We start from the raw sequence: 19583 nt of genomic DNA, 5'->3' as shown, positions 1-19583 counted from the left end.
GCGGCCAAAGCCATCTGTTTACCTATTTTTTTATATTGAATCCTTAAAGGAGTGCGGCACATGTCAAAAGGGCATTCGCTACAAGACCCTTACTTGAATACTTTACGTAAAGAGAAAGTTGGGGTGTCCATCTACCTGGTCAACGGGATTAAACTGCAAGGTACGATCGAGTCTTTCGACCAATTCGTTATCCTGCTGAAAAACACCGTCAGCCAAATGGTCTACAAACACGCTATCTCTACAGTAGTGCCGGTTCGTCCAATTCGTCTGCCTAGCGCAACCGAATCCGAAGCAGGTGATGCTGAGCCAGGTAACGCCTGATAGGAGTCTCCTTTGTTCTTTGAGCGCCACGGTGGTGGTGAACGGGCCATTCTCGTTCACTTGGATGGACAGGACCCTGAGGCGCGCGAAGATCCGCAGGAGTTTCAGGAGTTGGCAATTTCGGCTGGCGCCGAGACCGTCGCGTTTTTCAACGTGCCGCGTCATCGGCCATCCGCCAAATACCTGATTGGCAGTGGCAAGGTCGAGGAATTACGCGATCTGGTCAAAGCCGAGCAGGTAGAACTGGTGATTTTCAATCACACCCTCACGCCCAGTCAGGAACGTAACCTCGAACGCGCTTTCGAGTGTCGCGTGATCGACCGTACGGGTCTGATTCTCGATATCTTCGCCCAACGCGCCCGCACCCATGAAGGCAAGCTCCAGGTTGAACTGGCCCAGCTTGAATACATGAGTACGCGGCTGGTTCGCGGCTGGACTCACCTTGAGCGGCAGAAGGGTGGTATCGGCTTGCGCGGTCCGGGTGAAACCCAGCTGGAAACCGACCGGCGTCTTTTGCGGGTTCGCCTACGGCAGATCAAGGGGCGCCTGGAAAAGGTCCGCAGCCAGCGCGAGCAGTCGCGTCGTGGCCGCAAGCGGGCTGACATACCGACGGTTTCACTGGTGGGCTACACCAACGCCGGCAAGTCGACGTTGTTCAACTCGGTGACCGATTCCGAAGTTTTCGCCGCCGACCAACTCTTCGCCACCCTCGACCCGACCTTGCGCCGACTCGAACTCGATGACCTCGGGCCGATCGTGCTGGCCGACACCGTGGGGTTCATTCGTCACCTGCCGCACAAGCTGGTCGAGGCATTTCGGGCTACGCTCGAAGAGTCGAGCAATTCCGACCTGCTGCTGCATGTGATCGACTCCCATGAGCCCGAGCGCATGGCCCAGATTGAACAGGTCATGGTGGTGCTTGGGGAGATCGGGGCTCAAGACTTGCCGATCCTGGAGGTCTATAACAAACTCGATTTGCTTGAGGGCGTGGAGCCGCAGATCCAGCGCGATGCCGATGGCAAGCCGCAGCGGGTCTGGTTGTCGGCCAAGGACGGTACAGGCCTGGACCTGCTCAGGCAGGCCGTGGCCGAACTGCTTGGGGATGATTTGTTTGTTGGCACCTTGCGCTTGCCCAACCGATTTGCTCGACTGCGTGCGCAGTTCTTCGAACTCGGGGCGGTACAGAAGGAAGAACATGACGACGAAGGCATCAGTTTGCTGGCCGTTCGTTTGCCACGCGCCGAGTTGAATCGGCTGGTGAGCCGCGAAGGTTTGCAACCGGTGGAATTCATCGAGCAACACACTTTGCAATAAAAGCCTGAGAAAGCGGTTGTGCCGTGGTGACAGGCATTCTGTAGCATTGGTCGGCGCGCCGTGGGTGCGTCTTTGCTTTATCAGATGGAGAGCGCTATGGCTTGGAATGAGCCGGGTGGCAACTCGAATAATCAGGATCCTTGGGGTGGCAAGCGTCGTAATAACGGCGACCGCAAGGGGCCGCCGGATCTCGACGAGGCCTTCCGAAAGCTGCAGGAAAGCCTGAATGGGTTGTTCGGTGGTGGCAAGAAACGCGGGGATGATGGTGGTGGTTCGGGCAAGAGCGGCGGCTTCGGCGGCCTGCTGGGCATCGGCCTGGTCGTATTGGCAGCCGTTTGGCTGTACAGCGCGGTCTATGTCGTCGACGAGCAGGAGCAAGCCGTGGTGCTGCGCTTCGGCAAGTACTACGAAACCGTCGGCCCCGGCCTGAATATCTACTTCCCGCCGATCGACAAGAAGTACATGGAAAACGTCACGCGTGAGCGTGCGTACACCAAGCAAGGTCAAATGCTGACTGAAGACGAAAACATCGTCGAAGTGCCGCTGACCGTGCAGTACAAGATCAGCAACCTGCAGGACTTCGTACTGAGCGTCGATCAGCCGGAAATCAGCCTGCAGCACGCGACCGACAGCGCCCTGCGCCATGTGGTGGGTTCCACCGCGATGGACCAGGTGTTAACCGAAGGTCGTGAATTGATGGCCAGCGAGATCAAGGAGCGCCTGCAACGCTTCATGGATACCTATCGCACCGGTATCACCGTTACCCAGGTGAACGTACAGAGCGCAGCGGCACCGCGCGAAGTACAGGAAGCCTTCGATGACGTGATCCGCGCCCGTGAAGACGAGCAGCGTTCGCGCAACCAGGCTGAAACCTATGCCAACGGCGTCGTGCCGGAAGCTCGTGGTCAGGCCCAGCGCATCCTTGAAGATGCCAATGGCTACCGTGACGAAACCGTCTCGCGTGCCAAGGGTGAGGCCGATCGCTTCAGCAAGCTGGTCGCCGAGTACCGCAAGGCACCTGAAGTCACCCGCCAGCGTCTGTACCTGGACACCATGCAGGAAGTCTTCAGTAATACCAGCAAGGTTCTCGTGACCGGTAACAAGAATGGCCAGAGCAACCTGCTGTACCTGCCGCTGGACAAAATGGTCGAAAGTGGTCGCAGCACCAGCACCCAGGTGACCGGCGCGGCAGCCACCAGCAATGAAGCGAATGCGCGTGCGGCAGCTGATCTGCAGCAACAGCAAGCACGTACCAGGGAGAGTCGCTGATGAGCAATAAATCGCTGATCGCCCTTATTGTCGGCGTCGTCGTGGCGATCGCAGCCTGGAACTGCTTCTACATCGTGGCTCAGACCGAGCGTGCGGTGTTGCTGCAGTTCGGTCGCGTGGTCCAGGCCGATGTTCAGCCAGGCCTGCATGTGAAGGTGCCTTACGTTAACCAGGTGCGTAAATTTGATGCTCGCCTGATGACGCTGGATGCACCGACGCAACGCTTCCTGACGCTGGAAAAGAAGGCCGTGATGGTCGATGCGTTCGCCAAGTGGCGGGTGAAGGACGCCGAGCGTTTCTACACCGCGACCTCCGGTCTGAAGCAGATTGCCGACGAGCGTCTGTCCCGTCGTCTCGAATCGGGCCTGCGTGACCAGTTCGGTAAGCGCACCTTGCACGAAGTCGTGTCCGGTGAGCGTGATGCGCTGATGGCGGATATCACCGCTTCGCTGAACAAGATGGCTGAAAAGGAGCTGGGCATCGAGGTTGTCGATGTTCGGGTCAAGACCATCGACTTGCCGAAGGAAGTGAACCGCAGCGTGTTCGAACGTATGAGCACCGAGCGTGAGCGTGAAGCTCGCGAGCATCGCGCCAAGGGTAACGAGCTGGCTGAAGGCATCCGTGCCGACGCCGATCGTCAACGTCGCGTGCTGTTGGCTGAAGCCTATCGTGAATCCGAAGAGATTCGCGGTGATGGTGACGCTGAGGCCGCTTCGATCTACTCCAAGGCCTACGGTCAGGATCAGGAGTTCTACGCGTTCTACCGTAGCCTGCGTGCCTACCGTGAAAGCTTCGCGAACAAATCCGACGTCATGGTCCTGGACCCAAGCAGTGACTTCTTCCATTACCTGGAAAAAGCCAAGCCTTGATACAACGTTGACCTGATTCATCCCGCCGGGCGGCTAATACCTCTGGCGGGGTGATCCTTTGGGAAAACGTGTGTATGATGCGGCAGCCGGGAAATTCCCGGCTTTTTTGCGTCTGCATGTTTGAATGCTGTTTTGTGCAGGTGCCCGAGCTGAATGCTCGACAGGTTTTTCGAGGAAAGTGATTGGCGAAGCCGGTAACAGGCGTTTCGCTTCGTTGCTCCTGCGCCTGATTTATGAACATGGGCTGATCATTTTCTGCTTCACTCAAGGCTCGGCCGCAGGCTGGCCGCCCGGATACAGGGGAAGGCGTAATGGCAACGGTAGACCGCTGGCTATTGCCAGATGGCATCGAAGAAGTACTGCCACCGGAAGCGGCGCGTATTGAAGTAGCGCGTCGCCAGGTGTTGGATCTGTTCCAGAGCTGGGGTTACGAGTTTGTCGTGACTCCCCATATCGAGTACCTGGAGTCCCTGCTGACCGGCGCGGGCCAGGACCTGGATTTGCGTACCTTCAAGGTCATCGACCCGCAATCGGGCCGGCAGATGGGGTTCCGTGCCGACATCACGCCGCAAGTGGCGCGCATCGATGCGCATACCTTGCGCCGCGAAGGGCCAAGTCGCCTGTGCTACGCCGGTAGCGTACTGCATGCCCAGCCACGTGCCTTGTCGTCCTCGCGCAGCCCGATCCAGTTGGGCGCCGAGTTGTATGGCGATGCCAGCCCGAGCAGCGACGTGGAAGTCATCAGCCTGATGCTCGCCATGCTGCAACTGGCTGATGTACCGGATGTCCACATGGACCTGGGGCATGTCGGTATCTACCGCGGCCTGGCCCGCGCCGCCGGTCTGTCCGGTGAAGTTGAACAGCAGTTGTTCGATGCGTTGCAACGCAAAGCCATCGATGAGGTCATTACCTTGACCGAAGGCTTGCCGGCTGACCTGTCGGGCATGCTGCGCGCCCTGGTCGACTTGTGTGGTGGCCGTGAAGTGCTGGCGGCTGCGCGTGAGCGTCTGGCCAAGGCCCCGGCTGCAGTGTTGGCGGCATTGGATGACTTGTTGGCAATCGCCGAGCGTTTGTCCGTGCGTTTCCCGCAGCTGCCACTGTACTTCGACCTGGGCGAGTTGCGCGGTTACCACTACCACACCGGTGTGGTGTTCGCCGTGTTCGTGCCGGGTGTGGGCCAGTCCATTGCCCAGGGTGGTCGTTACGACGACATCGGCGCCGACTTCGGTCGCGCTCGTCCGGCAACCGGCTTCTCTACCGATTTGAAAACCCTGGTGACCCTGGGGCGTGCTGAGATCCAGCTACCGTCTGGCGGTATCTGGATGCCTGACAGTACGGATGCGGCACTCTGGCAGCAGGTTTGCCAGTTGCGCAGTGAGGGTCAGCGTGTTGTCCAGGCATTGCCTGGGCAACCTTTGGCCGCCGCCCGTGAAGCGGACTGCGACCGGCAATTGATTCAGCAGAACGGGCTTTGGCAAGTATCGCCACTGGCTTCTTGAGTTTTCCTGCCGGCTGCCGCCGGCACCAAGTTTGCGCGAATGAGGACAAGTGTTATGGGTAAGAATGTCGTAGTCCTGGGCACCCAGTGGGGTGATGAGGGCAAAGGCAAGATCGTTGATCTGCTGACCGAACATGCTGCCGCCGTAGTGCGCTACCAGGGTGGCCACAACGCCGGTCACACCTTGGTGATCGACGGTGAAAAAACTGTCTTGCACCTGATCCCTTCGGGCGTATTGCGCGAAGGCGTGCAGTGCCTGATCGGCAACGGCGTGGTGGTTGCACCTGACGCCCTGCTGCGCGAGATCACCAAGCTGGAAGAAAAAGGCGTACCGGTGCGCGAGCGCCTGCGTATCAGCCCGTCCTGCCCACTGATCCTGTCCTTCCACGTTGCGTTGGACCAGGCCCGTGAAAAGGCCCGTGGCGAGCTGAAGATCGGCACCACCGGTCGCGGCATCGGCCCGGCTTACGAAGACAAGGTTGCACGCCGTGGCCTGCGCGTGGGCGATCTGCTCAACATGCCGCGTTTTGAAGACAAACTGCGTGAACTGGTGGAATACCACAACTTCATGCTGGTGGGTTACTACAAAGAGCCGGCCATCGACTTCGACAAGACCCTGGCCGAATGCAAAGAGTACGCGGAGCTGCTCAAGCCGCTGATGCTGGACGTGACTGCCGAGTTGCACGACCTGCGTCGCGCTGGCAAAGACATCATGTTCGAAGGCGCCCAAGGCTCCCTGCTGGACATCGACCACGGTACCTACCCGTACGTGACCAGCTCTAACACCACCGCTGGCGGCGTAGCTACAGGTTCGGGTGTTGGCCCTATGTTCCTGGACTACATCCTGGGCATTACCAAGGCTTACACCACGCGTGTAGGTTCGGGTCCATTCCCGACTGAGTTGTTCGACGAAGTCGGTGCGCACCTGGCTAAACAAGGTCACGAGTTCGGCGCGACTACCGGCCGTGCTCGTCGTTGTGGTTGGTTCGACGCTGTTATCCTGCGTCGCGCTATCGATGTGAACAGCATCTCGGGCATCTGCCTGACCAAGCTGGACGTGCTCGACGGTCTGGAAACCATCAACATCTGCGTCGGCTACAAAGATGCGCAAGGCAACGCCGTTGCCCCGACTGATGCTGACAGCTACGTGGGCCTGCAGCCTGTGTACGAAGAGGTGCCGGGCTGGACCGAGTCGACCGTGGGTGCCAAAACCCTGGAAGAGCTGCCAGCTAACGCCCGTGCTTACATCAAACGCGTCGAAGAGCTGATCGGCGCGCCGATCGACATTATTTCGACGGGTCCGGACCGCAACGAAACCATCGTTCTGCGCCATCCGTTCGCTTGATAAGCTGTTGATGTAAAACACAAAGGCCCCTCAATAGGGGCCTTTGTCGTATATGTCTGTAGGACGGCATGACCTTTGCTATTACCTTTGCCTAAAGCGTCACTTTCGGGCGTGCCATCAATTTAATGGCGCAAATGCAGAGGGATTTCAAGTGTCAGCTGTTCTCTCGTTGTTACAAAGCCGTTTGTTGCGGCCTGTATTCGTTACCCTTGGTATCGCCCTTTTGGTGCAGGTGCTGGTGGCGGTCGCGCTGACCCGGAGCACTGTGACGGCGCTGGAAGCCGATCTCGCCCAGCGCCTGGGGGCGGACAGTCAAAAACTGTCCGGTGAGCTCGAGCAGGCGGGGCGTGAAGTCACGTCGAGCCTGGACAGCCTGTCTGCCAGTACGCGTCAACGCCTCACGGCTGGCTTGTCTTCGCGATTGAAGGACGAGCAGGCCCAGTTGCGTTCGACCCTGGAAAAAGACCTGAAGGATTCCGCCAGCGACATGGCACAGCTTCTGGCCTCGGTGGCGCCTCGCGCCATGTGGGATAACGACGTACCGACCTTGTCCGAGTTTGCCCGTCGGGCCCAGCGCAACCCCAATGTCCTGTTCGTGGTGTACGACGACGCCACGGGCCAGCATCTGACGCGTTACCTCAACCGGGAAAACCCGATCAACAAGGCGCTGCTGGAAAAAGGCCAGGGCGAGCGCGCACTGGACAAGGTGCTGGACGCGGCGAAGAACGATCCGTCGGTCTTCTACGTCGAGGCCTCGATCAACCCTAATGGCGTGGAGATCGGCAAGGTCTTGATGGGCGTCTCGACGGCGTCGGTAGAGGCCGACCTGGCGGCACTGGACAAGCGCTTCTCGGCGTTGATTGCCAGTGGCGACCAGTTGGTGGGCGACAGCCTCAAAGGCGCGGCGGCCGACAGCGCAGCGGCCATGGGTGCACGTCTGCAATCGGCGCAGTCCACGGCCGCTGAAATGAAAGCCAATACCACCGCCACCGTGCAGGAGGCCGCGACAACCCTGCGCTGGCGTATTGGAGTGAGCCTGGCTTTGGTGGGCTTTGGTGTCCTGCTGTTGCTGGCGGTCGTGCTCGGGCGCCGAGTCGTCAACCGCCTGAGGATGTTGATTGTCGCCATGGATGACCTGGCGGCGGGTGAGGGCGATCTGACCAAGCGTGTGCAGATCAGCAGCAGGGACGAAATCGGCGATATGGCGTCGGCGGTCAATCGCTTCGTCGACAAATTGCAGCCGATAGTGCGCGAGGCGGGTGATGTCGCCCAGCGTACCGGTGTGGAAATTGGCGCCATGACATTGCGCAACGCGGGGGCGGATGCGGCGGCGGGCATGCAGCGCGATGAGGTGGCTGAAAGCCTGCGGGCCTTGTCACGAATGGCGGATGAGGCGCAGTCGGAAAGCCAGGCCATGCAAGCGGCATTGAAGCAGGTGGTGGATATCCGCCAGGCCACCGACGAAAACACCCGGACTTCGGCGAAAGTCGGCACTCTGATTGAAGCGTTGGCGGGCCAGGTTGAGACTGGCGCGCAAGTGATTGAGCGCCTGGCACAGCAGAGTGAGCAGATTGAGGTAGTGCTGACGGTCATTCATGGGATTGCCGAACAGACCAACCTGCTGGCGCTGAACGCGGCCATTGAGGCAGCGCGCGCCGGCGAAACCGGTCGCGGCTTTGCGGTGGTGGCAGATGAAGTGCGCGCGTTGGCGAGCAAGACGCAAAGCTCCACCGGCGATATCCAGGCGCACATCGTAGCGTTGCAGCAAGGTGCCCGCGAGGCCGTAGCGGCAATCGGCCAGGCCGGGCGCCAGGCCAGTGAAGGCCTGTTGGTTCTGCGTGACAGCGCGCGGTTGCAGCAATCGGTGCAGGCTTCGGTCGAGCAGGTGCACACGGCAATCGGCCTGGCGACCCAGGCTGCCGAGCATCAGGCTCGGGGAGCACAGGCTGTGCGAGGTCGGGTCGAGACCATTCATGTGCAAGCCGAAAAGGCGGCCCAGGCGGTGGTGGAAACCACGGCCAGCGGCAAGGTGCTCGATGGCCTGGCGGCGCAGCTCAAAGCCAGCTTGGGGCAGTTCAGGGCTTGATGTTTTGCCTGGCCTGGCCTGGCCTCTTCGCGAGCAGGCTCGCTCCCACAGGTGATCTACCGAGCCCTGTGGGAGCGAGCCTGCTCGCGAAAGCGATCTCAGCGGCTCAAATACATCCGGGTTGTTAATAGATATACAGGCAGCCCCGACACCAATATCAACAACGCCGCATAAGGCGCCGCCGCCGCAAACTCCACATTCGCGGTATGCGCCCACACCTCAGTGGCCAGCGTGTTGAGCCCGGTTGGGCTCAACAGCAAGGTCGCCGTCAATTCCTTCATCGCATCCAGAAATACCAATGCAAACGCTGCTCCCAGCGCCGGAAAAATGATTGGCAGCGTTATCCGGCAAAACGCACTGAACGAAGATGCCCCCAGCGTGCGCGCCGCCTCTTCCAGTTGCGGCGCAGCCTTGTTCAGTGCTGTGCGAATCGGTGCCTGGGCCAGCGGTAGAAACAGCAGCGCATAAGCAATCAACAGCAGTGTCGAAGTCTGGTACAGCACCGGCACATAGTGGAGCGCGAAATACACCAGGGTCAGTGCAATCACCAGGCCTGGCAGCGCGTGCAGCAGATACGGCAAACGTTCTGCCCAGATTGCCAGTGGCCCTTTATAGCGCACCACCAGCAACCCCACCGGCAACGCCAGCAGCAGACAAAACGCCGCGCCGCCCAAGGACAGGGCCAGGGAGGAAAGCAGCGCCTCGCTGATCGCGGCGATCGGGAATGCCGCCGACGAGCCCACGGCCAGCCAGTACGCCAGCATTCCCAGAGGAATGCCGCTGCCGATGATCGCCAGCAACAGGCAGTAAAGCTGCCCAGCCATCATCCAGGGGCCCAATCTGACCTGTTCTGCCTGTCGCGCCGCGCCCTGGCCTGTACGTACATGCCGGCCTTTGCCGCGAACGCGCAGTTCCAGCCACAGCAACATCAAGCACAGTGCCAGCAACACCGCCGAGAGCATCGCGGCGTTGGCGTTGCTGAATTCCAGCTCGAACTGTTGGTAAATCGCGGTGGTGAAGGTTTGCAGGCCAATGATCGACAGTGCACCGAATTCCACCAACATGTGCAGGGCAATCAGTAGCGATCCCGCCAGCAGCGAAGGCCAGAGCAGCGGTAGGGTGACGCGGAAAAATACTCCCCAGCGATTCTGCCCCAGGGTGCGGGCAGACTCTTCGAGTGAGGGGTCGAGATTGCGCAGGGTGGCGGCCACCGGCAGGAAGATCAGCGGGTATTTGGACAGGCTCATTATCAGGATCGCCCCGCCGAGCCCTTCGAAATGTGCGCTCAGCGACACCCAGGTAAAACTGCTGACAAACGCCGGTACGGCGAACGGTAAACACAGAATCACGCCCCACAGGCGTCGCCCCGGCAGATTGCTGCGCTCCAGCAGCCATGCCAGCGACAGGCCGATCACGCCGCAAGTCAGTGTCACGCCAATCATCAGCGCCAGGGTATTGCGCAGCAGGCCAAACACATAAGGCCGCCACAGCAGATGCAGCGCCTGGGCCCAACCCGCTTGCCAGGCCTTCAGGCCGACGTAGGCCAGGGGAAGCAAGCTGAGCACGACCAGCAGTAACACCGGCAGAATCAACCAGATGGAAGGCCGCCTGCGCCCTGGTACGTATCGACCGTGCGAGGCGGAGGCGGATAGCGATGCGCTCATCAGTTCAGGCCAACCTCGCGTTCCAGGTCCAAGGCTTCTTCGGCATTGCCGAGGTCGGCGGGCGTGACGTTCGGTGCTTGCAGTTCGCTGAAAGGCTTGAGGCCGCGATCCGATTGCATGCCTTTGTGTAGCGGGTATTCGGCGGTGGTCTGGGTGATCACGCGCTGGCCCTCTTCACTGGCCATGTAGGCGAGCAGTTGCTGGGCTTCTTTTGGATGTTTGCTGGATTTCAGCACGGCCGCACTCGATACGGTAATCAGGCCGCCGACGTCGCCGCCAGTGAAGTAATGCAGTTTCGAATCGAGCTGGCCCTTTTCGCGCTGCAAGGCGAACCAGTAGTAGTTGTTTACCAGCACCGTCGCGACTTCGCCGTTTTCCACGGCTTTTAGGGCAACCATGTTGTTGCTGTAGGTCTTGCCGAAAGCGCGCAAGCCGGTCAGCCATTCTTCCGCAGCCTCCATGCCGTGCACCTTGATGATCGCCACGGCTTGTTCCTGGAAGGCGCCGCTGGTAGGGACGAAGCCGACCTTGCCTTGCCATTTTGGATCGGAGAATTCCATCACCGATTTCGGCAGGTCTTTTTCGTCAATCAACTTCGGGTTGAATGCGACGACACGCACCCGAGCGGTGACGCCAATCCAGGTGCCGTCAGCGGCGACATAGTCCTTGGGCAGAACGGCCAGCGTGGTGTCGTCGGCCTTGGCCAGAACGCCTTGCTCGCCGAGTTTGTTCAGTGGCGGCGACTCTTCGGTGTAGATCACATCGGCGGGAGAGCGATCGCCTTCTTCGACGACTTGGCTGGCAAGCTGGTTGCTGCTGCCCTTGCGCACATTGACGTGAATGCCTGTCTTGGCTTCGAAGGCTATGGCGACCGCATCGCCGACTTCCTTGTGTTGGCCGTTATAGAGTGTAAGGGAGACTGGATCGGCAGCCTGGGTGAGGGGGGTGGCGAGTGCCAGGCCAAGCAGAGTGGTGGTCAGGCCGCGGCGCAGGGTATTTCGAAACATCATTCGCAGGGTTCCTCACTGTCGCATTGCAAAATCTTGCAACAATGATAAACGATATTGTTTCTCATATGCGCTCTGGGCGGAGCAATTGATCTGTAGGAGCTGCCGAAGGTTGCGATCTTTTGATCTTAAAAACCAAAATCAAAAGATCGCAACCTTCGGCAGCTCCTACAGGGGCCAGAAACGCAAAAACCCGCTTTCGCGGGTTTCTGTGAAATTCAAGGTCGTGACCTTGAATTTGAATTGGTGCCCAGAAGAAGACTCGAACTTCCACGACCTTGCGGTCACCAGCACCTGAAGCTGGCGTGTCTACCAATTTCACCATCTGGGCATTCATCGCGAGCGTTGCCGCTGTTGATGTGGCGCACTATACGGAGAGCAATTTGATCTGTAAACCCCTGATTTTAAATTTAATTAATCAAGGTCCCAGAATGCAAAAAACCCGCTTTCGCGGGTTTTGTGTGAGCTTTGAAATTGAACTAATCTCAAGCTCGAAATTGGTGCCCAGAAGAAGACTCGAACTTCCACGACCTTGCGGTCACCAGCACCTGAAGCTGGCGTGTCTACCAATTTTCACCATCTGGGCAGTATCGGCAACGTTGTCCGTCGTCGATGGCGCGCACTATACGGAGCGTCTTTTTAACTGTAAACCCCCGACACCAAAAAAACCTGAAAAATTTCACCAGCGGTATTTAAATCAACATCCTGGTGTCGATATAGGGCTTTAGATGAGGCGTCTTAGCCTGAAATTTCCCGTTTCATTACGCCTATGCCAAACTAACCCGTATATAGACAAGGTGAAAACTCTCTAATGGCCGATTGGCAGTCCCTCGATCCCGAGGCCGCTCGTGAAGCGGAAAAATATGAAAACCCCATTCCTAGCCGCGAACTGATCCTTCAGCACCTTGCTGATCGAGGTTCGCCTGCTAACCGCGAGCAACTGGTCGAAGAGTTTGGTCTGACCACGGAAGACCAGATCGAAGCCCTGCGCCGCCGCCTGCGCGCCATGGAGCGCGATGCTCAACTCATCTTTACCCGTCGCGGCACTTATGCGCCGGTGGACAAGCTCGACCTGATCCTGGGCCGCATCAGCGGTCACCGCGACGGCTTCGGCTTCCTGGTGCCGGACGACGGCAGTGACGACCTGTTCATGAGCCCGGCGCAAATGCGCCTGGTGTTTGACGGCGACCGTGCACTGGCGCGTGTTTCCGGGCTGGATCGTCGCGGTCGCCGCGAAGGCATGATCGTCGAAGTGGTGTCCCGTGCTCACGAGACAATCGTCGGTCGTTACTTCGAAGAAGGTGGCATCGGATTCGTCGTCGCAGATAATCCGAAGATCCAGCAGGAAGTGCTGGTGACGCCGGGTCGTAACGCGAACGCGCAGATCGGTCAGTTCGTCGAAGTGAAGATCACTCACTGGCCGACACCACGCTTCCAGCCGCAAGGCGATGTGGTCGAAGTCGTGGGCAACTACATGGCGCCGGGCATGGAGATCGACGTTGCCCTGCGTACCTACGACATTCCTCATGTCTGGCCTGATGCCGTACTCAAGGAAGCCAGCAAGCTCAAGCCGGAAGTCGAAGAGAAAGACAAAGAGAAGCGCATCGACCTACGTCATCTGCCGTTCGTCACCATCGACGGCGAAGATGCCCGCGACTTCGATGATGCGGTCTACTGCGAAGCCAAGCCGGGCAAGCTGCGCCTGTTCTCCGGCGGCTGGAAGTTGTACGTGGCGATTGCCGACGTTTCCAGCTACGTGAAGCTCGGTTCGGCACTGGATGCCGAAGCTCAGGTTCGTGGCAACTCGGTGTACTTCCCCGAGCGCGTGATCCCGATGCTGCCTGAGCAGCTGTCCAACGGATTGTGCTCGTTGAACCCGCAGGTCGATCGCCTGGCCATGGTTTGCGAGATGACTATCTCCAAATCCGGCGAAATGACCGACTACTGCTTCTACGAAGCGGTGATCCACTCCCACGCCCGCCTGACCTACAACAAGGTCAGCGCGATGCTGGAAACGCCCAAAGCCAGCGAAGCCCGCAAGCTGCGTGGTGAATACACTGACGTGGTGCCGCACCTCAAGCAGCTGTATTCGTTGTACAAGGTATTGCTGGCGGCTCGTCACGTGCGTGGCGCGATCGATTTTGAAACCCAGGAAACCCGGATCATCTTCGGCTCCGAGCGCAAGATCGCGGAAATCCGTCCGACCATCCGCAATGACGCGCACAAGCTGATCGAGGAATGCATGTTGGCGGCCAACGTGGCCACCGCCGAGTTCCTCAAGAAGCACGAAATTCCTGCGTTGTACCGCGTTCACGACGGCCCGCCGCCGGAGCGCCTGGAAAAATTGCGCGCGTTCCTCGGCGAACTCGGCCTGTCCCTGCACAAAGGCAAGGATGGCCCGTCGCCGAAGGATTACCAGGCACTGCTGGCTGGTATCAAGGATCGTCCGGATTTCCACCTGATCCAGACCGTGATGCTGCGTTCGTTGAGCCAGGCGGTGTACAGCGCCGATAACCAGGGTCACTTCGGCCTGAATTACGAGGCGTACACCCACTTCACCTCGCCGATCCGCCGCTACCCGGACTTGCTCACTCACCGGGCGATCCGCAGCGTGATCCATTCGAAGCAGGACACCCCGCACGTTCGCCGTGCCGGTGCGATGACCATTCCGAAGGCGCGCATCTATCCGTACGACGAAGCAGCCCTGGAGCAGCTCGGCGAGCAGTGCTCGATGAGCGAGCGCCGTGCCGATGAAGCGACCCGCGATGTCGTGAACTGGCTCAAGTGCGAGTTCATGAAAGATCGCGTTGGCGAGTCGTTCCCGGGTGTGATCACTGCGGTCACCGGCTTTGGCCTGTTCGTCGAGCTGACTGACATTTACGTCGAAGGCCTGGTGCACGTCACCGCGCTGCCGGGCGATTACTACCACTTCGATCCAGTGCATCACCGCCTGGCGGGTGAGCGAACCGGTCGTAGCTTCCGCCTTGGCGACACCGTTGAAGTACGCGTCATGCGCGTCGACCTCGACGAGCGCAAGATCGACTTCGAGATGGCCGAAAAAACCATCAGCGCGCCGATCGGCCGCAAAAAACGTGGCAGCGAAACCGCGGTACCTGCTGGCAAAGCCGAAGCAGAGCCGGCGCCGGCGAAAACCGGTCGTCGTCCCGCCAAGGAAAAGGCAGTCGAGGCCTATCGTCCGAGCGATGCGGCGGCGAAAAATGCCGAAGTGCGCAAGAGCCGTGAAATGAAGCAGGCGTTGCTCGCCGGCGCGAAAAGCGGCGGTAAAGCGGCGTCTGCGGGAAAGACCAGTCGGTCGGCGCCTGACAAGGCTGTCGGCGGCAAGCCAGCCAAACCGAGCAAGCATCGTAAAGGTCCGCCAAAAGCGGGCTCGGCCCCAGCCAAAAGCGGCGGGGCGCGTAAACCTAAGGCCAAGTCATGAGTCAGTTGGAAAAGATCTACGGCGTACACGCTGTAGAAGCATTGTTGCGTCATCACCCGAAGCGCGTGAAGCAGATCTGGCTGGCCGAAGGTCGCGGTGATCCGCGGGTGCAGACGTTGATCGAGTTGGCAAACGAAAATCGTGTGCAGGTCGGCCAGGCCGAGCGTCGTGAAATGGACGCCTGGGTCGAGGGCGTGCACCAGGGCGTGGTTGCGGACGTCAGTCCGAGCCAAGTCTGGGGCGAGGCGATGCTCGACGAGCTACTCGATCGCACCGAAGGCGCACCGTTGCTGCTGGTACTCGACGGCGTGACCGATCCGCACAACCTGGGCGCCTGCCTGCGTTCTGCCGATGCGGCGGGTGCGCTGGCGGTGATCGTGCCGAAGGACAAGTCCGCAACCCTGACGCCGGTCGTGCGAAAGGTTGCGTGCGGGGCGGCGGAAGTGATTCCGCTGGTGGCCGTGACCAACCTGGCGCGTACCCTGGAAAAACTCCAGCAGCGTGGCCTGTGGGTCGTGGGCACGGCAGGGGAGGCCGAGGTCAGTCTGTATGACCAGGACCTGACCGGTCCGACCATCCTGATCATGGGCGCCGAAGGCAAAGGCATGCGCCGCCTGACCCGCGAGCATTGCGATTATCTGGTGAACTTGCCGATGGCCGGTAGCGTCAGCAGTCTCAACGTTTCCGTGGCGACGGGCGTATGCCTGTTCGAAGCGCAGCGTCAGCGTAGCGTCAAAGCCAAGGCTGCCGCCAAAAAACCCTGATTGAAACACCACCTGTAGGAGCCGGCCTGCTGGCGATATCGGAGTAACATTCAGCATCAATGTTGAATGTAGCGCCTCAATCGCGAGCAAGCTCGCTCCTACAGTGTTTTGTGGTGTGGCATGAATTGAGGGTTGTTCAAATAATCACCAATTCCCTTGCGCCTCCCACGCCCCTTCTCTACAATTGCGCCCCTTGCTGTGATGGCAGGCACCAACGTGTCTAGCGTCCACAAGTCCATAAGTGTCATTCACTCCTTGTCTGACCGCTTTTGAGCGGCAGGCTACAACCCGTAAGGAGCATTCATGCGTCATTACGAAATCATCTTTTTGGTCCACCCGGATCAAAGCGAGCAAGTCGGCGGCATGGTTGAGCGTTACACCAAGCTGATCGAAGAAGACGGCGGCAAAATCCACCGTCTGGAAGATTGGGGCCGTCGTCAACTGGCCTACGCAATCAACAATGTTCACAAGGCTCACTACGTGATGCTGAACGTTGAGTGCACTGGCAAGGCCCTGGCCGAGCTGGAAGACAACTTCCGCTACAACGATGCAGTGATCCGTAACCTGGTCATCCGTCGCGAAGAAGCCGTTACCGGCCAATCCGAGATGCTCAAGGCTGAAGAAAACCGCAGTGAGCGCCGTGAGCGTCGCGACCGTCCTGAGCACGAAGGCGCTGAAAGCGCTGATAGTGATGACAGCGACAACAGCGATAACGCTGACGAGTAATCCACGGACCTTTTAAGGAGCCTATCAAATGGCACGTTTCTTCCGTCGTCGTAAATTCTGCCGCTTCACCGCTGAAGACGTGAAAGAGATCGATTACAAAGATCTCAACACTCTGAAAGCTTATGTATCCGAGACCGGCAAAATCGTTCCAAGCCGCATCACCGGTACCAAAGCACGTTATCAGCGTCAGCTGGCCACCGCTATCAAGCGCGCCCGCTTCCTGGCCCTGCTGGCCTACACCGACAGCCACGGCCGCTGAGACCGGGCAGTCGACACGTAGCAAAGGATTGAATGTATGCGTGCCTTAGCTGAGTTCATCATGCGGGGCCGTATGCAGGCCACTCTCGTAGTGGCTGGATGCGCGGCATTGCCGTTGTTGTATTGGTTGGGTGCTGCCGCCGGATGCCTTGTGCTCCTGCGGCGCGGATTGAAGGACGCCCTGGGCGTTCTTGCTCTGGGACTGCTGCCAGCGTTGATCTGGTGGCTTTACTCCGACGACCCACGGGCACTTCTGGTGCTACTGGGGTCTGCGAGCCTTGCGTTGGTTTTGCGCGCAAGCGAGTCCTGGAACCGCGTGCTGCTGGTCAGCATAGCGATGGGAGTGGTGTTTTCAGTGGTGCTGGGGGCGGTTTTTGGTCCCCAGATCGAGATGCTGGCGCAGGCTTTGATAAAAGTCATGCCGTCGCTACTCGGTGAGGTCTACCAGCAAATGTCGGTAGACGAGCAAGCGCGTTTCGCGTCCCTGATTACACCGATCCTGACCGGCCTGATTGCGGCCTTGTTGCAAATCGTCAGTGTGCTGAGCCTGATTGTCGGGCGCTACTGGCAGGCGTTGTTGTACAACCCCGGTGGTTTTGGTCGCGAGTTTCGCGCCGTCCGAATCCCGCTGGGTCCCGCGATGTTGCTGCTGGCGGGCATGGTTGTGACACCGAACCTTGGTGTCCAGATGTCCATGCTGGTACCGCTGTGCAGCGTACCGCTGGTTTTCGCCGGGCTGGCCCTGATTCACGGGTTGGTGGCGCAAAAGCGACTGGCCAAATTCTGGCTGGTGGGGTTGTACGTCACGCTGTTGCTGTTCATGCAGCTGATCTATCCGTTGCTGGTGGTCTTGGCCATCGTCGACAGCCTGATTGATTTTCGCGGTCGTCTCGCGCCGAAAGACGCCGATGACGCGAACGGTGAAGGTTAAAAGTTAAGAGGATTTTCACATGCAACTGATCCTTCTGGAAAAAGTCACCAACCTGGGCAACCTGGGTGACAAAGTGAACGTTAAGGCTGGTTACGGTCGTAACTACCTGCTGCCTTACGGCAAAGCTACCGCTGCGACCCCAGCCAACCTGGCTGCGTTCGAAGAGCGTCGTGCTGAGCTGGAAAAAGCCGCAGCAGATCGTAAATCGTCGGCTGAAAGCCGCGCTGCCCAACTGGCCGAGCTGGAAGTGACCATCACTGCCACCGCTGGCGACGAAGGCAAGCTGTTCGGTTCGATCGGTACTCACGACATCGCTGACGCACTGACCGCCTCTGGCGTTGAAGTAGCGAAAAGCGAAGTTCGTCTGCCGAACGGCACTATCCGTAACGTAGGTGAATTCGACGTAGCCGTGCACCTGCACGCCGAAGTTGAAGCCACCGTACGCGTTGTCGTGGTAGCAGCTTAAGCAGCACTTGTCGGCTGGCACCCTCGGGTGCTTGCCGGTAACATCGGGCACGATCCTGTTCACAGGTCGTGCCCTTTGTCTTTCTGGTAACGCCCGTTTTCAAATCCCTGCTTTTCCTCAAACAACCAAGTGGCCATGAACGAAATTTCTGCTCCCGAGCAATACGATCTGCAAACCGCCGCGCTGAAGGTGCCGCCCCATTCCATCGAAGCCGAACAGGCTGTACTCGGTGGTCTGATGCTGGACAACAACGCCTGGGAGCGCGTGCTTGATCAAGTCTCCGACGGCGATTTCTATCGACATGACCACCGTCTGATTTTCCGTGCGATCGCCAAGCTGGCCGATCAGAACATGCCGATCGATGTCGTGACCCTGTCCGAGCAACTGGACAAGGAAGGTCAGACCTCGCAGGTCGGCGGCCTTGGTTACCTGGGCGAACTGGCGAAAAACACGCCTTCGGTCGCCAACATCAAGGCCTATGCGCAGATCGTTCGCGAGCGGGCGACCCTGCGTCAGTTGATCGGTATCAGCACCGAGATCGCCGACAGCGCCTTCAACCCGGAAGGCCGTACCGCCGCCGAGATTCTCGACGAAGCCGAACGGCAGATCTTCCAGATCGCCGAGGCCCGGCCGAAAACCGGTGGCCCGGTGGGTGTGAATGACCTGCTGACCAAGGCCATCGATCGCATCGACACCCTGTTCAACACTGACAACGCCATCACTGGCCTCTCCACCGGCTACACCGACCTCGACGAGAAGACCAGCGGCCTGCAGCCGGCGGACTTGATCATCGTCGCCGGCCGCCCGTCCATGGGTAAGACCACCTTTGCCATGAACCTGGTGGAAAATGCCGTATTGCGCAGCGAGAAAGCGGTTCTGGTTTACTCGCTTGAGATGCCAGGCGAATCGCTGATCATGCGTATGCTGTCGTCCCTCGGCCGAATCGACCAGACCAAGGTACGTTCCGGCCAGTTGGAAGATGACGATTGGCCACGCCTGACCTCGGCGGTCAACCTGCTCAACGATCGCAAGCTGTTCATCGACGATACCGCCGGCATCAGCCCCTCGGAAATGCGTGCACGAACCCGCCGTCTGGTGCGTGAGCATGGCGAAGTCGGCTTGATCATGATCGACTACCTGCAACTCATGCAGATCCCGGGCTCCAGCGGTGACAACCGGACCAACGAGATTTCCGAGATCTCCCGGTCCCTGAAAGCCCTTGCCAAGGAATTCAACTGCCCGGTCGTTGCGCTGTCCCAGCTCAACCGTTCCCTGGAGCAACGTCCGAACAAGCGCCCGGTGAACTCCGACTTGCGTGAATCCGGAGCGATCGAGCAGGACGCCGACGTGATCATGTTCGTGTACCGCGACGAGGTGTATCACCCGGAGACCGAGCACAAAGGCATTGCCGAGATCATCATCGGTAAGCAGCGGAACGGGCCGATCGGCTTTATTCGCCTGGCCTTTATCGGCAAATACACGCGGTTCGAGAACCTGGCGCCCGGTAGCTACAACTTCGACGACGACGAATAAGTTATAGCGTCTGCCATGGCCTCTTCGCGAGCAGGCTCGCTTGTATGGTAGGACTTGAAGGGAGGAGGAGGGACAAGGCTCGATTCTGACTGT

The 19583-nt window shown here is 59.3% G+C and carries 16 protein-coding genes and 2 tRNA genes; 14 read left to right on the top strand and 4 right to left on the bottom strand.

Annotated elements, in window-relative coordinates; all coding sequences use genetic code 11:
• The first annotated feature begins 60 nt into the window (after window positions 1-60).
• The 7 genes from hfq (at window position 61) to AC1Q8Q_RS20930 (ending at window position 8702) form a co-directional block, all read left to right on the top strand.
• Window positions 61-321: an RNA chaperone Hfq gene (hfq, locus tag AC1Q8Q_RS20960; RefSeq protein WP_007902656.1), complete on the top strand. Its 261-nt coding sequence runs from the start codon at window positions 61-63 to the stop codon at window positions 319-321.
• Window positions 322-333: 12 nt separating this feature from the next.
• The gene (gene hflX, locus AC1Q8Q_RS20955; protein WP_492615455.1) at window positions 334-1635 is read left to right on the top strand and encodes a ribosome rescue GTPase HflX; all 1302 of its coding nucleotides are present in this window, start codon (window positions 334-336) and stop codon (window positions 1633-1635) included.
• A 96-nt stretch (window positions 1636-1731) separates the two neighbouring features.
• The gene (gene hflK / locus AC1Q8Q_RS20950; protein ID WP_033040620.1) at window positions 1732-2904 is read left to right on the top strand and encodes an FtsH protease activity modulator HflK; all 1173 of its coding nucleotides are present in this window, start codon (window positions 1732-1734) and stop codon (window positions 2902-2904) included.
• Window positions 2904-3773: a protease modulator HflC gene (gene hflC / locus AC1Q8Q_RS20945; RefSeq protein WP_020797707.1), complete on the top strand. Its 870-nt coding sequence runs from the start codon at window positions 2904-2906 to the stop codon at window positions 3771-3773. The genes hflK and hflC overlap by 1 nt, the downstream gene beginning before the upstream one ends.
• A gap of 311 nt (window positions 3774-4084) precedes the next feature.
• Entirely contained in the window at window positions 4085-5272 is a 1188-nt protein-coding gene (locus tag AC1Q8Q_RS20940) for an ATP phosphoribosyltransferase regulatory subunit (RefSeq protein WP_020797706.1), read from the top strand.
• 54 nt (window positions 5273-5326) lie between these two features.
• Window positions 5327-6616 (top strand): adenylosuccinate synthase, encoded by a 1290-nt coding sequence (locus AC1Q8Q_RS20935; RefSeq protein WP_020797705.1) that lies wholly within the window; start codon window positions 5327-5329, stop codon window positions 6614-6616.
• 151 nt (window positions 6617-6767) lie between these two features.
• Complete coding sequence (locus AC1Q8Q_RS20930; protein WP_033040616.1) at window positions 6768-8702, top strand: methyl-accepting chemotaxis protein; 1935 nt, start codon at window positions 6768-6770, stop codon at window positions 8700-8702.
• 98 nt (window positions 8703-8800) lie between these two features.
• Here the strand turns inward: AC1Q8Q_RS20930 and AC1Q8Q_RS20925 are convergent, their stop codons facing one another.
• From AC1Q8Q_RS20925 to AC1Q8Q_RS20910, 4 genes are all read right to left on the bottom strand, one after another.
• Window positions 8801-10366, bottom strand: a complete 1566-nt coding sequence (locus AC1Q8Q_RS20925) for an ABC transporter permease (RefSeq protein ID WP_033044036.1) — start codon at window positions 10364-10366, stop codon at window positions 8801-8803.
• Entirely contained in the window at window positions 10366-11376 is a 1011-nt protein-coding gene (locus tag AC1Q8Q_RS20920) for an extracellular solute-binding protein (protein WP_492615454.1), read from the bottom strand. Before AC1Q8Q_RS20920 ends, AC1Q8Q_RS20925 begins: the two co-directional genes overlap by 1 nt.
• Window positions 11377-11617: 241 nt before the next feature.
• Window positions 11618-11704: transfer RNA gene (locus AC1Q8Q_RS20915), tRNA-Leu, on the bottom strand.
• Window positions 11705-11871: 167 nt separating this feature from the next.
• Window positions 11872-11959, bottom strand: a tRNA-Leu gene (locus AC1Q8Q_RS20910).
• 225 nt (window positions 11960-12184) lie between these two features.
• Between AC1Q8Q_RS20910 and rnr the strand changes: the two genes are divergently transcribed.
• From rnr to dnaB, 7 genes are all read left to right on the top strand, one after another.
• Entirely contained in the window at window positions 12185-14812 is a 2628-nt protein-coding gene (gene rnr / locus AC1Q8Q_RS20905; RefSeq protein ID WP_492615453.1) for a ribonuclease R, read from the top strand.
• On the top strand, window positions 14809-15576 hold the full coding sequence (gene rlmB / locus AC1Q8Q_RS20900) for a 23S rRNA (guanosine(2251)-2'-O)-methyltransferase RlmB (RefSeq protein ID WP_020797700.1): 768 nt from the start codon (window positions 14809-14811) through the stop codon (window positions 15574-15576). The genes rnr and rlmB overlap by 4 nt, the downstream gene beginning before the upstream one ends.
• A gap of 303 nt (window positions 15577-15879) precedes the next feature.
• On the top strand, window positions 15880-16302 hold the full coding sequence (rpsF, locus tag AC1Q8Q_RS20895) for a 30S ribosomal protein S6 (RefSeq protein WP_003217491.1): 423 nt from the start codon (window positions 15880-15882) through the stop codon (window positions 16300-16302).
• A gap of 28 nt (window positions 16303-16330) precedes the next feature.
• Entirely contained in the window at window positions 16331-16561 is a 231-nt protein-coding gene (rpsR, locus tag AC1Q8Q_RS20890) for a 30S ribosomal protein S18 (RefSeq protein WP_002551829.1), read from the top strand.
• Window positions 16562-16597: 36 nt separating this feature from the next.
• Entirely contained in the window at window positions 16598-17491 is an 894-nt protein-coding gene (locus AC1Q8Q_RS20885; RefSeq protein WP_020797699.1) for a YybS family protein, read from the top strand.
• Between the two features lie 19 nt (window positions 17492-17510).
• Window positions 17511-17957, top strand: a complete 447-nt coding sequence (gene rplI, locus AC1Q8Q_RS20880; RefSeq protein WP_008058981.1) for a 50S ribosomal protein L9 — start codon at window positions 17511-17513, stop codon at window positions 17955-17957.
• 135 nt (window positions 17958-18092) lie between these two features.
• Window positions 18093-19490 carry a replicative DNA helicase gene (gene dnaB / locus AC1Q8Q_RS20875; protein WP_008058980.1) on the top strand — a complete coding sequence of 466 codons (1398 nt, stop codon included), beginning with the start codon at window positions 18093-18095 and terminating at the stop codon, window positions 19488-19490.
• Window positions 19491-19583: the final 93 nt, after the last annotated feature.

This window comes from Pseudomonas sp. GW823-FHT06B06 (assembly GCF_058795195.1).
The sequence above is the reverse complement of the archived record's forward strand: the minus strand, read 5'-3'. Positions and strand labels throughout refer to the sequence as shown.

Bases quoted from the DNA above. Each gene is read 5' to 3' on its own strand.
- rpsF (WP_003217491.1), top strand. From the start codon at position 15,880: ATGCGTCATTACGAAATCATCTTTTTGGTCCACCCGGATCAAAGCGAG.
- rnr (WP_492615453.1), top strand. From the start codon at position 12,185: ATGGCCGATTGGCAGTCCCTCGATCCCGAGGCCGCTCGTGAAGCGGAA.
- rlmB (WP_020797700.1), top strand. From the start codon at position 14,809: ATGAGTCAGTTGGAAAAGATCTACGGCGTACACGCTGTAGAAGCATTG.
- hfq (WP_007902656.1), top strand. From the start codon at position 61: ATGTCAAAAGGGCATTCGCTACAAGACCCTTACTTGAATACTTTACGT.
- AC1Q8Q_RS20920 (WP_492615454.1), bottom strand. From the start codon at position 11,376: ATGATGTTTCGAAATACCCTGCGCCGCGGCCTGACCACCACTCTGCTT.
- AC1Q8Q_RS20925 (WP_033044036.1), bottom strand. From the start codon at position 10,366: ATGAGCGCATCGCTATCCGCCTCCGCCTCGCACGGTCGATACGTACCA.
- rpsR (WP_002551829.1), top strand. From the start codon at position 16,331: ATGGCACGTTTCTTCCGTCGTCGTAAATTCTGCCGCTTCACCGCTGAA.
- AC1Q8Q_RS20940 (WP_020797706.1), top strand. From the start codon at position 4,085: ATGGCAACGGTAGACCGCTGGCTATTGCCAGATGGCATCGAAGAAGTA.
- dnaB (WP_008058980.1), top strand. From the start codon at position 18,093: ATGAACGAAATTTCTGCTCCCGAGCAATACGATCTGCAAACCGCCGCG.
- AC1Q8Q_RS20885 (WP_020797699.1), top strand. From the start codon at position 16,598: ATGCGTGCCTTAGCTGAGTTCATCATGCGGGGCCGTATGCAGGCCACT.
- hflC (WP_020797707.1), top strand. From the start codon at position 2,904: ATGAGCAATAAATCGCTGATCGCCCTTATTGTCGGCGTCGTCGTGGCG.
- AC1Q8Q_RS20935 (WP_020797705.1), top strand. From the start codon at position 5,327: ATGGGTAAGAATGTCGTAGTCCTGGGCACCCAGTGGGGTGATGAGGGC.
- rplI (WP_008058981.1), top strand. From the start codon at position 17,511: ATGCAACTGATCCTTCTGGAAAAAGTCACCAACCTGGGCAACCTGGGT.
- hflK (WP_033040620.1), top strand. From the start codon at position 1,732: ATGGCTTGGAATGAGCCGGGTGGCAACTCGAATAATCAGGATCCTTGG.